14 protein-coding genes are annotated in these 15,209 nt (G+C 43.3%); 6 read left to right on the forward strand and 8 right to left on the reverse strand.

Features of this window, described 5'->3' with window-relative positions:
* Positions 1–12: 12 nt before the first annotated feature.
* The 4 genes from AABK37_RS35360 to AABK37_RS35375 all read right to left on the reverse strand — a co-directional run bounded on the left by AABK37_RS35360 (position 13) and on the right by AABK37_RS35375 (position 3,454).
* On the reverse strand, positions 13–1,323 hold the full coding sequence (locus AABK37_RS35360) for a reverse transcriptase domain-containing protein (RefSeq protein WP_432556132.1): 1,311 nt from the start codon (positions 1,321–1,323) through the stop codon (positions 13–15).
* Positions 1,324–1,890: 567 nt separating this feature from the next.
* Positions 1,891–2,166 carry a hypothetical protein gene (locus AABK37_RS35365; RefSeq protein WP_432556133.1) on the reverse strand — a complete coding sequence of 92 codons (276 nt, stop codon included), beginning with the start codon at positions 2,164–2,166 and terminating at the stop codon, positions 1,891–1,893.
* A 144-nt stretch (positions 2,167–2,310) separates the two neighbouring features.
* Positions 2,311–3,012: a hypothetical protein gene (locus AABK37_RS35370; RefSeq protein ID WP_432556134.1), complete on the reverse strand. Its 702-nt coding sequence runs from the start codon at positions 3,010–3,012 to the stop codon at positions 2,311–2,313.
* Positions 3,005–3,454, reverse strand: a complete 450-nt coding sequence (locus tag AABK37_RS35375) for a hypothetical protein (protein ID WP_432556135.1) — start codon at positions 3,452–3,454, stop codon at positions 3,005–3,007. Before AABK37_RS35375 ends, AABK37_RS35370 begins: the two co-directional genes overlap by 8 nt.
* 101 nt (positions 3,455–3,555) lie before the next feature.
* Here AABK37_RS35375 and AABK37_RS35380 point away from each other — a divergent pair, with 101 nt between their 5' ends.
* The gene (locus tag AABK37_RS35380) at positions 3,556–3,744 is read left to right on the forward strand and encodes a copy number control protein (protein ID WP_432556136.1); all 189 of its coding nucleotides are present in this window, start codon (positions 3,556–3,558) and stop codon (positions 3,742–3,744) included.
* 335 nt (positions 3,745–4,079) lie between these two features.
* Here the strand turns inward: AABK37_RS35380 and AABK37_RS35385 are convergent, their stop codons facing one another.
* Positions 4,080–4,490 carry a helix-turn-helix domain-containing protein gene (locus AABK37_RS35385; RefSeq protein WP_432556137.1) on the reverse strand — a complete coding sequence of 137 codons (411 nt, stop codon included), beginning with the start codon at positions 4,488–4,490 and terminating at the stop codon, positions 4,080–4,082.
* 457 nt (positions 4,491–4,947) lie between these two features.
* Here AABK37_RS35385 and AABK37_RS35390 point away from each other — a divergent pair, with 457 nt between their 5' ends.
* Both AABK37_RS35390 and AABK37_RS35395 read left to right on the forward strand, forming a co-directional pair.
* Positions 4,948–5,250, forward strand: coding sequence for a hypothetical protein (locus AABK37_RS35390; RefSeq protein WP_432556138.1), 303 nt, complete (start codon positions 4,948–4,950; stop codon positions 5,248–5,250).
* 246 nt (positions 5,251–5,496) lie between these two features.
* Positions 5,497–9,069, forward strand: coding sequence for a plasmid replication protein, CyRepA1 family (locus AABK37_RS35395; RefSeq protein WP_432556139.1), 3,573 nt, complete (start codon positions 5,497–5,499; stop codon positions 9,067–9,069).
* Between the two features lie 391 nt (positions 9,070–9,460).
* Here the strand turns inward: AABK37_RS35395 and AABK37_RS35400 are convergent, their stop codons facing one another.
* The 3 genes from AABK37_RS35400 to AABK37_RS35410 form a co-directional block, all read right to left on the reverse strand.
* On the reverse strand, positions 9,461–11,044 hold the full coding sequence (locus AABK37_RS35400) for a DEAD/DEAH box helicase family protein (RefSeq protein WP_432556140.1): 1,584 nt from the start codon (positions 11,042–11,044) through the stop codon (positions 9,461–9,463).
* 196 nt (positions 11,045–11,240) lie between these two features.
* Positions 11,241–12,659, reverse strand: coding sequence for a plasmid recombination protein (locus AABK37_RS35405; RefSeq protein WP_432556145.1), 1,419 nt, complete (start codon positions 12,657–12,659; stop codon positions 11,241–11,243).
* Positions 12,598–12,993, reverse strand: a complete 396-nt coding sequence (locus AABK37_RS35410) for a plasmid recombination protein (RefSeq protein WP_432556141.1) — start codon at positions 12,991–12,993, stop codon at positions 12,598–12,600. Before AABK37_RS35410 ends, AABK37_RS35405 begins: the two co-directional genes overlap by 62 nt.
* A 141-nt stretch (positions 12,994–13,134) precedes the next feature.
* On the opposite strand from AABK37_RS35410, the gene AABK37_RS35415 reads away from it, so the two are divergent.
* Genes AABK37_RS35415 through AABK37_RS35425 form a run of 3 tightly spaced genes read left to right on the forward strand, consistent with a single transcriptional unit; the run spans position 13,135 to position 15,045 of the window.
* Positions 13,135–13,380 carry a hypothetical protein gene (locus AABK37_RS35415; RefSeq protein WP_432556142.1) on the forward strand — a complete coding sequence of 82 codons (246 nt, stop codon included), beginning with the start codon at positions 13,135–13,137 and terminating at the stop codon, positions 13,378–13,380.
* Positions 13,381–13,417: 37 nt separating this feature from the next.
* Positions 13,418–14,686, forward strand: coding sequence for a ParM/StbA family protein (locus AABK37_RS35420; RefSeq protein WP_432556143.1), 1,269 nt, complete (start codon positions 13,418–13,420; stop codon positions 14,684–14,686).
* Positions 14,683–15,045 carry a hypothetical protein gene (locus tag AABK37_RS35425; protein WP_432556144.1) on the forward strand — a complete coding sequence of 121 codons (363 nt, stop codon included), beginning with the start codon at positions 14,683–14,685 and terminating at the stop codon, positions 15,043–15,045. Before AABK37_RS35420 ends, AABK37_RS35425 begins: the two co-directional genes overlap by 4 nt.
* Positions 15,046–15,209: the final 164 nt, after the last annotated feature.

Below are 15,209 nucleotides of genomic sequence, written 5' to 3' on the forward strand. Positions count from 1 at the left end.
GTTGCGGTTGCACTACTCGCAACCGCCAATTTGTGATTGGCGATCGCATGAATCAGCAGGTGCATAGCACTTGGATTCCCATAACCCGCAACTTGGGTTATTAAAAACTTTCCAGGCTCTGTGGTTCATGTGCCAAAGTGAGAACTTTGACCCATCCATCTTGCAGAACTTATGGTAGTTTCTCCATCCTCTAACTACAGGTGCTAGCTTTTCAGCCTTTTCTGTAGAACCAATATTTGGGCAGTTAACAATGGCTTTTACCTTCTGGCGGAATTTTTTGAAGTTGTCCACTGAGGGAGTACATCTAAGTTTTCCGTTGTTTTGCACTTTGAAGTGCCAACCAAGGAAATCAAAACCATCTGTCGCGGCGGTTATCTTTGTCTTTTTCTCATTGAGCTTCATTCCTCTTGTAGCTAGAAATTTTTTGATTTTGTTAAGTATCTCTGTTGCATCGTCCTGGGGTCGGAGTATGATAACCATGTCATCCGCGTATCGGATTGATGGCTCTGTGATGTCCCTTTCTGGGGTATTTTCTGTAATCCTGTAGCCACTAATACAGTGATATCTGTGGATACTTTCAATACCGTTGAGGGCGATGTTGGCTAAAAGTGGACTTATCACACCACCTTGAGGTGTACCTTGTTCAGGAAAATCTGGGTTTGTTCCGGCTTTGAGGCAACGGAATATCCCTGATTTGATGCCTTTTGGGGCTATCAGGTTTTTCATTATTGTGGTGTGATTAATCCTATCGAAGCATTTCTCAATATCGAGTTCTATAACTCTCTTATTGATTCCTTTTGCTTGTGAGCCTAGGTTTTGGTGTAGGTACTTCTGGGCATCATGTGCCGAGCGTCCAGGTCTAAAACCGTAGCTTCTGGCATGGAAAGTTGCTTCGTGTGCAGGTTCTATCGCGTATTTGGCGAGACATTGCCAAGCCCTATCCGAGATAGTGGGGATTTTAAGCATCCGGGTAGTGCCATCCTTTTTGGGGATTGGGACGCTACGTAAGCCTTGGTGTAACCAATTCTTTGAGGATGCTTTTAACAGTTTTTCTAGTTCAAATCGTTCCTCAAACTTAAGGGACTTTTTGCCGTCGATTCCTGCTGTCTTTTTCCCTGCATTTAGCTGTGATACTTGACGAATCGCCAAAAATCTAGCCGCTTTGGATTTCAGAATAAGCTTTTGAAGTGACATAGCTTTCCGCTTGTCTCCTGCTCGAATAGCTTTGAACACTCGACATTGAAGGCGAAATAAATCTTTGCGGAATTTCTTCCAGTTTAGATTTTTCCAAGATTCACTAGTGTTATCACTGTGCCTAATCATGCTCTTTTTCCGTTAAGTGTTTTCTGAATACCTCACAGCAATTACGCTGTGTCCTACCCGAATCAAGGGAGTTCCGTATCTCGTCTTACCTACCTAGGGTTCGACAGCCCTAAGACCCTTGACTCGTTTTTATTCGTTCCCTCAGAATGATTGATGAGCCACTGCGTTGCGGGGGTTCCCCCCGTTGTGGCATGTGGCGTTGTTCCGTTAGGTGTAGCCAATTTAACCATCAGAAACCCTAGATTCTTGCTGCTATTATTTACAGATACAGCGGGTTTTGACTCTGATATAGTAAGGGGTTTTTGAGTTATGCCCTTCTTGCTGATAGGTTACTTTTCTAGGCTCGGTTTCACCGTGGGAACCCCCTATTAGCGCCAGTGTCAACCCATAACAGTTGTCTGATTGCGCCCAGTTAAGAGCTTCACTCTACAAGAATCGAGCTTGTTCGGTGTGGGCAGATAAGGAGTCACGCATGAATCTTGCGGGAGGGGCTTTCACCCTCATCAATCTGAGAGTTCAGCTATTGTTAGCTGGCTTAGTTATGTACGGACTGATTACCGAGATTCACTAAGCAACGAATCGCACGTAAATATCAGCTAGGGCTGTGTTGTATTCGGTGGTGCCTTCGATATAGGCTTTAAGATTCTCCCGGATAAGTGGCATAGACATAGCTAGTCTCTCCCCCAGCTTGCCCATATCGCCAATCTGTTTGAGGGCTTTCTCGTCTCCGTTTACGGCTTTGATAATCAAAGCATTGTTGATACCAAATTTTTGATTTGTAGCCTTAGTTACTTGTTTACCGTAGCCTGATACATGGTCACGAACTTTGGCTTTGTTTTTCATAATTAATCCTTGCAATGTCCTTTACAGATGAAACCCTGCTCGACTAACCTTTGTCGTTGCTGGCTGGGGGTCAAGGGTCGGAAACTCCACAACAATTGAATCAGTAGGGGTAAAAAACACAGCCCCAATATCAAGAAATAAAGTTTATGCTCCCTTGATGTTGAGCCGTGAGAGGATTGCTGTTTTTGTGATTTTGAGACTTTTTCGGCTCGACTCTAATGCCGACTTTATTTCACCCAACCCATCAGCAAACTTTTGATTGAGTTGTCTTTCTCGATACGTAAAATGATTCTTTAAATCTTCATGAGTATTTTCTATGTTTTGTTCTAAAGAATCATAGTGATGGTTGGCATAGGTTTTAATTGCTGAAGTAACTTCTCGAATAAATTCTGCATAATCTGTGAATTTATCCCCAACGGTTGATGCTAAGTCGGCTACTTCTACTTCGGATAGTTCAATCCCTAAAACTGATGCTTGGGTTGTGATTAAATCTTGCTTCTGAGGAGTGCTAACTACTATGGATGATGTTTCTACTACTTCACCGCTCTCCTGACTCAGTATTTCATCAACTCCATCTAATTCAGCTTGTGTTGCTGACACTGGCTGAATTGGACTTTGAACAGGTTTTATTTCCTCTTCTTTAGTTTGGAAAGTAGTCATTTCATTTTCTTGGTTAGCGGTAGCTAATGAAGAGAGAAAACTATCGACTACTGCCGTCAATTCTTCATCCGTCGGGTTTTCTAGGTCTACTACTAATTTTTGATATACCGCAACAATTTCTGATTGCGATACACTTATTCCACGACGGGATAAGCGTGATTGAATTCTTTTTAAATATTTAGCCATTGGGTTTTCCTGTTAATTCTCTAGTGATTTGCTTGCTTGATAGCTTTGCTTTGTAAATTAATGCGGCAAGAATTATTGGTTGCAATTTGTCGGCAGGATAAAATTTTGATTTCCTGAACCCACCCAAGGGACGAAACCAGCGACTGATGGTTGAAGGGTGAATTCTTACACCTTGTTGGTTGAGTAATTGAGTCAAGAATTCTCCCTGGATTAATTCTTTGGAACCGATTAATTTTTGTGCGTTGGTGTAAGCAGCCAGAATCCCGTTGGATAAATTTGCATGGGGCAGCACCCGTTTAAACTCGCCAACCCATTTGAGGTTTTCAGTCGTAAGCGCTAACCCTTGTTGTGCAAAGGATTTTTTGACTCTCCACCACTGCACGTCGCTGATTCGCCTACCCAGTACGGACTCGTAGAAGAAGCGAACTTCTGCCGATTTCATTTCTGTGAATTGCCTAAGATACAGCTTGATTATATCCACTATAGCCGTTAATGGATATAGACGACGTGTTTTTTTTGAGGGAATATGCTTGGGGAATTGCAATGCTTCTTCACCGAGAAGACTGGGTAGTAATGGCTAAAATTGAGCTTCGACTGAAAATTGAAGAGTCAGTGCGAGACGAGTTCAAGGCAGCGTGTGCTTTGAACAGGAAGACTATGAGCGAAATAATTGAAGAGTATATGAAAAGCTATGTTGAAAAAACTAATCAGCAGAGACAGCAAAAAGAGTGACATTTTATACTTTTAAAAAGTGGCATTACCGTATTTGAATTTTGCACGGCAAGTAATACTTCTTTTGCTAAAGAAACGTTGCACTTTATATTCTGGTAATTCAGGCTTGTGTATTTGACGTGCATGAATTTCACACGAAGCGAAGTGCTCGCGCATCCTTTATTTATTTGCAACTGTTAAATTTTTCAAATTACTGCATTACTTGTGCAGCAAGCATTTCTGAAATATTACACCATGCAACTTTACTGTTTAGACCCTACAAATTCCCTTCCTTTGGGTCTGTATTATATAAAGCAGGCTTTTCTTTTATGCTTGTGGCGCGTATTAATAGATACTTATGTAGCAAATGAAGACTTAATAGTTTTGATAGCGCTTTCCAGAAGTTCGTTGTCGGAAGGTCTTTGATTTTCTGGTAGTTGACTAGCTATTTCATGCAGCGCTTTATGAACAGTATCAACTCCGTTGATGAAGAAGTCGATAGCATCAGGGTTGTAGGGATTTTCAATTTTGTTTTGGTACGCCAATTTATAAAGTTGGGCAGGTGGTACTCCCATTGCGTGAGCAAGTCTTATCAGACTACTTTCTGTTGGATTTCCTCGTATTAGGCACATTTTTCGCAATCCAGGTCGCGTTACACCTGCTCGGTCAGCGAGTTGGTTCATAGAGGTGCCCGTTTCTTCCATATACGCAAGAACAAACCTTCCTAATGGCGAGCATTCCTTTGGGTCAAGCTTTAAGAAGGCCATAAATATATTGTTACCACTAACTGTTCAGTTTCTATATATAGTATATTGATATTGCTTACTTAGAGTAGTCGATTGCCACTACCTCAAAGTTCAACTTAAGCATTTAGGAGGTGAAGGGATTACAAAGACCAAAAGTATTTGCGTTTTTCCTGAAAAAGGAAAAGTTAGCTAGCCGCTTTGTTGCTGGTCCAGAAAAATGCAAGTAGCCTAGCCTAATAAGCCAGAGTAGCTGAAAGCCTTGCCTGCCTTGTTGCTGTTTACAGTTTACAGAACCGTGAGACGATTACTAGTCGCTCGCACCAAAGTCGGTCTAACTAACCGAACTTATTTAGACTTTTTTGTTTCTTTCGTATTAAGTTTTTCAATACAGTTACCATTTTAGGCTACCTTACATTTTTTGGATAGGGGAATATTAAGCGGCTACTCGATGCGACTTACAAACATCAGGTAGCACATAATGACCGTAATAACACTGCATAAACTCAACTCGACCGTAGAGAAAAGCTCTAAAAACCAATCGAAGCAAGCATCAGAACGAAAATCATCCCTAGCTGCCGCTTTCAATCGGCTGTATATCCCAGCACTAGTAAAAGCATTACGCGAGTTGGGATTTTCTTGCTGTGGACAAATTAATTTCTACTTTGGACAGCAAGCTTGTGTGAACTTGCTGACATTTCACAAATTATCAAGGTTTTGGCGGAATAGCAACTCTAACCAGAGGGTATTAACCGACTGGGATGATTTACTTGCCCATCTATAGAGTCCAACTTCTCCCCATGCAGAAGTTTGGTGACTCTATGGGTCATGGTATCGAAAAAAATGAAGTTTCATCCTCTTCTGTTCGCCTGCTCTCTACGAAGTTCGATACACAGTGTATTGATTTTAATCAAGCATAGACAACGCTTACAGCAAGGCATGAGAATTTTCACTTTAGTTACTGCGACAACAAGCGAGTAAACCAACTCTCTCCACGGGGCAACACGCTTCTATTGCCAGGAGATGTCCAATGGTTGCTTTATTTAACAAAAAAGATTTTATCCGCACTAACCGCCACTCTGAGTGTCCAGCCTGCGGTAATAACAAGTGGGATTGCCTTTTCAAACGCGATCGCACTCTTATAATGTGCCTTAACACCCACCAAAGTGTTCCCGGCTGGAAATATTTAGGCGATGCCAAAGGCGGTGCATTTTGGGGTATTCTGGTTGCCGACGATGGGCGAGACGGGCGAGACCCAAGCTCGGAGCATTGGTCCTCAACTGAGCGATCGCAATGGGAAAGTAACCGTAGACAAGCAATAGAAGCATCAGCCAAAGGAAAGCTCCCCCCAGCATCCATTAATGCTGCTACCAAAAAGTTAGCCCAATATTTCGGATTATCCCGTCGCCACCGGGACAACCTGCTAGCACGCGGTTTAACCAACGAGCAAATTGACGAAACTGGATTTTTCAGTGTCGCACCAAACTCTAGGCTACCTGCCCTATTTCCCGTAAACTACCCCGGTGTAAGTGGGGGATGCCTCAGCGTCGCCTCTGTTGGGATATACTGCCCCGCAATAAACAAGCTTGGGGAAATCCACGGCGGACAAATTCGGCTTGACAACGAAGCGGATGGTGGCAAATATCGCTGGCTGAAAGGCTATAAATCCAGCCACCTGCAAAACGGCGAACTACCAATTACCATTATTCCAGGTGGTGATGCTCACTATAAAGAAGCATGGATCGCCGAGGGTTTACTCAAACCCCTCATTGCCGCTCACAAACACGAACGCCTAACAATTGGTGCAGCAGGTGGTAACTTCAGCGGTTCCCCCGAACAATTTCAAGAAATTGTAACATCTTTTAATATAACCACCGCGACAATTCTCCCAGATGCTGGGGACGTAAAAAATCCTCAAGTAATGCGTCGCTGGATTCGTCAATACGAATTCTTCCACAGCTTGGGATTATTCGTCCGTGTTGGTTGGTGGGGACAGCTTGATAAGGAACAGCACCAGGATATCGACGAGTTGCCAGCTGGAAGCGCAATTAATTATATCAGTTGGCAGCAATTCCTAGCGTATGCCCGTGAGTATGGTGGACTCCAGTCAGAGGATAATTGGTTTGATAAAAAGGCACTTAATTTTGGTGATTACCAAGAAAGAGTTCAAGCAGCGCAACAATATTTAGAAGATTTCTCCCCGTGGGCAGATTCGATAAAATCAGAGAGATTCCTTAACTTAAACCTCAATAATCTTGCCAAAGGTGTTTATCTTTTGAAATCGGGAATGGCAACTGGTAAATCTACACTTGCCCTCAAAATTGTCAAATCTTTTAGTCAAGGAACCGTATTATCTTACCGTAATTCTTTACTACAACAATTTTGTGAAAAATCTCAAGATAAAGTCATTCACCTCCATGATATTTCCACTAACGACAAGCGTTTAAATAAAAAGTTGCGCTTGGCTTGTCCTTGGATTGCTGCTTGTGTTGATTCTTGCTTTTTATTGCCATCCACAAAAGTATTAATCCTCGAAGAAGTCGATAAACTATTGCAGCATATGCTAACAGGAAGCACCTGCCGCAAGCGTCGCCGCATTATTATTGAAAGTTTTGTTCGCCTGATACGTGAAGCTGATTATGTCTTCTGTTTCGACGCTGACCTAACTGCAATTTCTTCTAGATATTTACAAGAGATTTCTGGCAAAAACATATTTGGAATTTGGAACAAAGGACAAGTTCCAGCATGGAATGTCAGCGTATATGGTGGCGAAAAGAAAGTATTTAAAAGTGGTAAAGTCCGTGAAATGAAAAATGCTCGTGGGGGCTTTGAGAAAGGACTTGTTTATGATGCTGCTCTTGGCAATAAATTGCTAGTTGTCAGTGACGCACAACGCAACTTAGTTGGTCTACAAAGTGTTTTAGAGTCTTTTAATCTTGACGTTTTACGGGTTGATAGCTATACAAAAGCTGACCCAGAGACAAGCCATGCTGTTAACAGTTTCCTGCAAAAACCCAACGAGTATTTAGCAGAAAATAAACCGCAAGTAGTATTGATATCTCCTACTGCTGAAAGTAGCTTGGATATTACTATTCCTTATTTTGACCGGGTATACGGTGCATTTTTTGGGGTGATAAACCACCGTCAAATTATGCAGATGTTGGCACGATACAGACAGCCTGTAGAGCGGATTGTCTTCTGTAAAACTTATTCTCTCCTGGATAATCAAGCCTCTCGCTCTCCGCTTCCAGAAGTTGTGGCTCGCAATTATTTTAATAACCACCAATCAGCTATAGATTTGTTGGGAATCTGCAATTATTTACCTGAGAAAAACGAGGCTAATAGTGTTATTGACAATTTGGAACAATTGATGAATCCTACTTCTAATAAGTGGCAATCACCACATTTTAAAGCTGTTTGCAGCTATACAGCACTTGATAATCACAGTCGTGCTAATTTGCGAGAATCGCTGATTCGAGATTTACAGAATATAGGGCATAATGTCTCAGAAATGCCTATGCAAGTTTATGAGTCTTTTAAAAATATTAATGAGGCTCGCGACGAATGGCTGAAAGAGGAATCTGAATCTATCTATAAAGCAAAAGATATAAGTTACAAGTCAGCTCTAAAGCTTTGGGAATCGATGATGCTAACACCGTCAGATAGACACAAAGCTACAAAAGCAATTTTAAAACATAAACTACCAGGTTTTGATTTTGATGCTGATTTTATATACGAAAAACACTTTAAAGACCCAGATTATATCAGTCAGCTGGAATTACGCTGGGCTATGGATAATCTTGAAAAACAAAAAATGTTTGATGTTGAGCGCTGGTTAAAATCCCTTAACTACGGTGACGAGATTTGGGATATGCGCTCCCGTGCAATGCAAGCAAGCGTGTTGTGTGATTTGGGTGTGCCTTCTTTGGTTGATAAGTTGAGTAAAAAATTTGGGGGATGGACTGGGGAAGAAGAATTAATTCTTGATTTTAAACGGGTTTGTGTTAAAAATTCTTACAAACTGCGTGCTGTGTTGGCGATTAATGCTGCTGCTGATAGCGATCCGGCTTATTTGCTAAGACGAGTTTTGTCGAAAATAGGAGTGGGTGTAGTGCGCGATCGCCGTCGTGTTGGAGGGGGTGAAAGAAAGTATTTCTACGAGCTAGACCCTACCACTTTACCGAAACTTGACAGTACTACACGTTTTGTGTTAGGGGCGATTGACAAGAGATTTTCACAAAGCCCAGAACTGTCCCCAACTAGCCAAAGATATAAGAAATACTATATCTCCAGCCAGTCGGGGACAATTTTTGTACCGGATTTAGACCCGTTAGAAAATCCTCATTTGGTCAATAAGCTTATAAAAGTCGAACCGGCTGTGGATAAAGAACAGTTGGAGGAAATTCGGTTAAACCGCGATTCGCAACAAATAGTAGAATTTGAATTGAGTATGCCTGAAATTCTATATGGGTGCGACTCTTGGGAATTGGTTGTGGATTTTCTTGAACTTTACGAACTCCATGAGAGGCAAGTGGCTTGGGCATTGCTTTCTCAACCGGAGAGGGAAAGGTTAGCCTTTCTCAACAGGAGTAGGAAAGATTAGCTTTTCTTAACAGGAGAGGGAAAGATTAGCTTTTATGGCGCCTACATCATAATATCAACTTGTTAGTTGTGTTCTGGAATGCGATGCTCCTTTTAGAACGGCACTCCTTTCATTGTGCACCAACGATCCGGTGAGGGGAGATCGCAAAAAAAAGATACCAGCCGTGTTCTTAATTGCTCGTTGTGTGTCGTGGATCGCTCTTGTTGCCGAGTGTATCTTTTTCATTCTCATGTGCCTGATGAGGCAGGGCTATTTCATTCCATAAGTCGGAAGAGTTTGTCAATATCTAATTATAGAAATCTGTGGGCAGCAGTGATGGAGGAATAACCATTTCAAAGTCACAGATATCGGGAGCGATCAAAGTCTTGCTCAAAACGAAAATCGCTCCTTACTACGTTCTATCCAACCCGTACAGTTCCTGTACCGACTGCCACTTATGCCAAGCCCACCCAGGCTTGTACCCCAACCTACGACCAATTTCCTGCCAGTCATTGATGCCCAGATGCAGTTGCGGCATCTTGACCAACTGATGGTACACCCACCCCTTTTGATACCCTTTCTCTTCTTGGAGGTTAATAATTTGTTGCACTGCTGCTAATTTCAAAACGTTATATTCGGGAATCACCTCATAGAATTCTGCATCGCATACCTCTAAAATCTCCAGCGGTTCTATCCCCTTCTTATCCCGTGGCTTGCAAACAAATATAAACTTTATTTGACAAGCCGGACAAGTTGCTAAATTTCTTTCCCTCTCCAAACCAGTAGGGCGAAATACATGATGGCACTTTGGACAGTTCAATACTCCCTGTCCCGGCTTTAAACTAATCGGGTCAAGACTCCAGGGAATATCATTATCGGGATAGGGCAGATTAAGATGAGTATCCGTGTGGTCAATAACCACCGCATGGGTTTTACCTGGGGAAGGTCTTAAACTTCTGCCAATTGCCTGAAACCAAATTGTTAAACTTTTTGTCGGTCTGGTAAACTGCACCGCTTCTATCTTGGGAATATCTACCCCCTCAGTAACGATAGAATGCTGGCACAACACCAGTATCTTCCCGTTCTCAAAATCTGCTAAGATTTGTTGCCGTTGTCCAAGTGGTGTATCTCCATCGAGGTGTGCAGCGCTTATTCCTGCTTTTAAGAAAGCAGTTGTTAACTCACTTGAATGGTCTACAGAAACAGCAAATAATACAGTTCTCCTTCCAGCAGCGTGTTTCTTCCAGGTTTCGATAACATCGCCAATAACTAAAGTTTTTTTGACAAAATCCTCTAATTGTGCTTTATTATAATCCCCGGCAGTAGTTTTTAACCCAGCACTACTTGCATTAATAATACGTCCGGGTGCATAAAGCTTAAAGGGTATCAAATAATCAGCGGCAATTAATTCGTTAACAGTTGGTCCTACTATTAAAGATTCAAACCCCTCAACGCCGCTATATAACCAGCGTAAACCCCTACCATCCGTCCGCATGGGAGTAGCCGTACAGCCCAGGATATAACTACCCTGTTCCGCGTAGTGCTTGAAGACAGTAGCATAGGTGCGGCTGTGACAGTGGTGTGCTTCATCAAAAATAACAAACGAAGCTTTTGGGGGATTGCGGCGTATGAGGGTTTGGATGGAAGCTACCTGGATAAGACAATCAGGATTTGGTTTGTAACCAGCTTTAATTATCCCCGGACTTGTAAGAGTAACAGCTTCTAGTTTGCTGGCTGCTTGGGTAATTAATTCTTCCCGATGGGCGATGACGAGAACGGGTTCTGATTTTTTGGTGAATTCATTGGCGAGCGCGCAGAAGATAATGGTTTTACCACCCCCGGTGGGTAGTTGTACCATGACGCGATGTTCTCCCCACCCCCAATGACGAAACACTTGTTGGATGGTATCGATTTGGTAGTCGCGTAGTTGGTAAGTTTGGGGTGGTTGCGGCGTCATCGCTGCTGTATTAAAGAAATTAGGATGATTTGCACCCACTCCCTTTTTGGTACGTGGGTGGAATGAGCACTTTTATAGTGTGATTTTTGATTCTTCTAATTAAAGCACTTTTTCTGACTGACTGTCACAGCGCTTTTGTTGGTTGTAAGAATGAGTGAACCGGAGGGTCAGCTTATTATTACCGAATTTTATTTGCTGCACCAATGGCTGTACCTGAAAGCTGGTAATTGGTGGCTTAACGCTCAAGTCCACGTTGCTGCTTAAAGCGTTTCTCTTGTGACATAAGCAACCGCTGTATCAGTTCCAAATTCCAATCGAGTGTTTGTGGTCGCACTCTTGTGGAGGATGGCAACAGTTCCTTAATGGTTCGTGCCATCAACTCGCTTGCGTCATCATTGCCAAAAGCAGCTATCACTTGAGGTCTAGTTTTGAGGAATTCTAGGGGCAAGCTCTTAGGGCTATCAACTGCTAGATACATTGTCTTTTCCTGGGGCATTCCCTTGTTTTCTTCAAGTGACAACATTGCTTTTGACAAAGCATCGATGGGGGACTTGCACAGCACACATGTGTGGATTTCATCATCTGGTTGTCCACCTGAGCCGACATAAAACCACCCATCGGTACGTTTGGTACTGCGTGCATAACCCATGAATGTATTGTTTTCGCCAAATGTACCCCGTAGAAATGCGCCTACAGTCTCACCATCTAGTGACCGCATTAAAAACACAGCATTTTGGTTGGAGTCAGCATAAATTAATCCCCGCTCTTTAAGACCAACTACTAAGTTTTCAGGCAGTCCCCGTTTTTGGGTCAAATAGTTGTGTACCGCTTGCCAGTTCGATTCGTCCTCTGCTGGTGGCACAAACTCTTGGGTGGGTTCTGTTTGGGCAATCGTAAGGGCTTGTCTGTCCATATAAGCTCTAGCAGCCCTGAGCATCCCCTTATTCCCGAAGCGGTCGTGCAACCAGGCGATCGCCCCTTTGAATTCGCACTGGTTGACATGCATCACCAGGTCGATAGCCCCACCACCACCAAAATCCTGAGACGGATGAAAGTCATACCACTTCGTTCTATCTATATTAATGATGTGGTTTTCTCCTCTCCACTTATCATCCCCCTTGGTTTTGGTCAGTCCCAACTGCCAAGCCACTTGTTCTAGGGGTAAGTCGCGTAGTTGATCCGCTTGTTGGGAGAGTTGTTGCCGTAACTGTTGGTTTTCTTGCTCCAACTGCTGTTTAAGTGCTTGAAGTTTTTCGTTTTCTTTAACTAGTTGCTTGGCGGTCAATTCCATTTCGGACTTACGTTTGACTGCCCTATCTCTATCAGCAGCCTTGGCTTGAAGTTGTTGGGGGGAGAGTTTCCCCAATTCGAGGTCTTTTCCCTCTTCGACAATTCTGTAAAAGTCCTTAATATCCTGGTGTTGCGCTTTACTCCCCTTGATGCCGCGTTCCAACCCCAAGTGCTGCATCGCGGTGTGGTAGCTATCTTGAAAAGCTTGCATCTTCTGCCGACCGTCGAAAAAGTGATTGCAGCGAAGTTGTCCCTTTTCATCAATTGGGACGAAGTATGCATGTAAATGCGGTGTCGCTTCATCAAGGTGAAGCTCGGCGCGGACGATGCGATCGCTCTCTCGTCTCGTCCAACCATTTGAGATTTGCTTCTACCCAATTTTGCAATCGTTCCTCATCGTAGTACCCAGCGCGGGTTGGGTCATCGGGACGATAATACTGGGGAGATGCCGTCAGGAGAATCTCGACGCAGTAAACAGCATCGGTGCGAATTTTGCGCTTTTGTTCATATTGCCCAATTTTAGCCAGTACCAAATCTTCAAGTTTTTCATTTGGGTCATCGCTGCCAATAAGTCTGATATTTTGCTTGGATGGGTCAGCGTTGGGTGTTTCGCGTGTTCGGGCAGTATGGGCTTCAGAGCCAGCAAGATTGGTACGCTTTAGTTTTTTGGTGCGGGCGATCGCGTAACCGTATGTCATAAAAGGCGTTGAATCATCGTGGTTTTTCTGGTTCTGGCGTTACTGATTGGTGGGAAGATGAATTAATTGGGATAGGATGCCGAAAAAAAGTTATTGTTGCACCCGTGATTCTTCCCCCTATGGGGCGAACGCAGGTTATTTGTGACGAGCGCTAGCAAGGCATTGCCACAGGCAACCCGCAGGGCAAATAACCGTAGTGAGTACGACTATTTTAGTCTGCCCACCCGAAATCGTCTTTGGGGTAGCGAAGAAGTGCGAGTGTGGCACACTAACAGTGCAATTTTTGCACAGTTTGTATTGGTTGGCATGGGGAAAGTCATGCGCCAGTTGGTTTTAACAGTGGTGCATTCTCCGTGGATTTTTGGAGGCGATTTGAGGCATTGTTGAGCCAAAATGGTGCCGTAGTGTTTAATAGACTTTTTGCATGACTGATATTTATCTCAGCGTAGATGTGGGAGGCTCGCAAACCAAGATTATTTATCAGCTAGCTGGCTCCAAAAAACCCAATTATTTATTGATGCCACCAATATTGGAGGAAATTAGCAAGACTAAACTCGATAATTATATGGCACGTCTGGGGTGGATTGGCAGTCCTAGCCCCGACCAACAATTGTGGGTTACGTGGAATGAGCGTGTGGTGGTGTTGGGAGATTTCGCTGCTTGTTTTGACCCCCAAGACAGAATTAAGGAACTCAAGTACGAAAATGCTTTGTGGAAAGTATTGGGGGCAATTGGGTTAATTGTAGAAATAAATAAAGTAAAGGTATCGTCCAAAAAGGCACTCAAGGTAGAATTGGCGCTACTTCTCCCTTGGAATGAATACTCAGATCGGAAAAAGTTCTCCGAGCAGTTGCAGAAAATGTTGGCTGGCTTTCAGGTACGTAAAATGGCATTGAAGGTGAGTCTGGAACGCTTTTTATGCCGTCCGGAGGGTGGGGGATTGGCAGCAATCAGGATTAAACAGCAGGGTCTAGATTGGTTGCGTTCCCAACAGTTGGGTGTGCTGATGTTTGGTCATCGCAATACAACTGCGCTTTACTTTGACCGGGGACAGTTAAAGTTGGGAGATAGTCCGCTGTTGGGGTTTTCGACTATGCTGGATATGGTGGTTGAGATGACGAGTGGGCTAGACCGGGAAAGGTTGGCTGGTGCGATTTTCCAGGCGCGTCATGCTTTGCTTAAAGAAATATATAGTGCAGATTATAGTTACACCCGCCATCCTGACTGGTCGAAAAATGCTGCAATCATTGATTTAGCCAGTGCCAAAGACCCGGATTTGAGAAATAAGGAAGTTCAAGATATCGCCAAGGCTATTTCTGTGGCGACTACTGAGTATTGGGATAAGTTGCAGCGGTGGATGAGTCGGGTTTTGCCGACTGAACTGGATGAAGTAATTATTGGTGGGGGTGCAGCTTACCACGTCGAGCCGGAGTTGGAGGGTTATTTTAACGCAGAACCAGAAACTAAAGAGAAGTACAGCTACAGCAAGGAAAAAATTAGAACTGGTTCTTACAAAATAAAAGACTATAAAAAACATTTCACGCCGATGATTTGGGGTAGTGGTTTGACTGACACTGTAGAACAAACTTTCAAGCTGGAAAAAAAGCAGTTTGTTCTACAGTGTATGTCGGCTCGTCTTGTGGACTGCTTTGGATTATTTGATTATTTGCTTTCGCTGGAGGGGTCCCAATGAATAAAGTTAGGAGAAAGCGCGTTTCCCTATCGTTGCGTCTCCAACCGTACTCAGGGGACCCAATGGCGGAGGTGGCTGATTATTTGAATTCTCTGCCGAAGGATGAGGTTAACCGAAAGGTGGCGGATATTTTGGTGGCGGCTTTACTGCCAATTGCACGATACAAATGTGGGGAGTATACTACTGAGCAATTGCGTTTCGCTTGCTGGGAGGCGCAGGATTCTTTGAATAAGCATGGTAGTAATATGCGTTTGGCTTTAGGGGTGGAGCAGCCACAGTTTGTGTTGCCACAAGAAGTTATGCCCCATGTTCCTGTGGCGGTAAGTTCTAATCCCGGATTTCTCACAAGTCAGAAATAAACGCTTAGGTTAGCCAAATGTAAGATAGTTTAATTAATACATTATCAAAATATCTTCATAACCTGGTATTTTCAAGTAAAAGTCGAAGTATCTGAAGATAGATAAAATACATTAGAAGTGCTTAATACTGAAGCAAAAAACTTTTAGTGATAAAAATTGACATG

Origin of the sequence: Tolypothrix sp. VBCCA 56010, assembly GCF_050875635.1 — a bacterium.
Taxonomy (GTDB): domain Bacteria; phylum Cyanobacteriota; class Cyanobacteriia; order Cyanobacteriales; family Nostocaceae; genus Hassallia.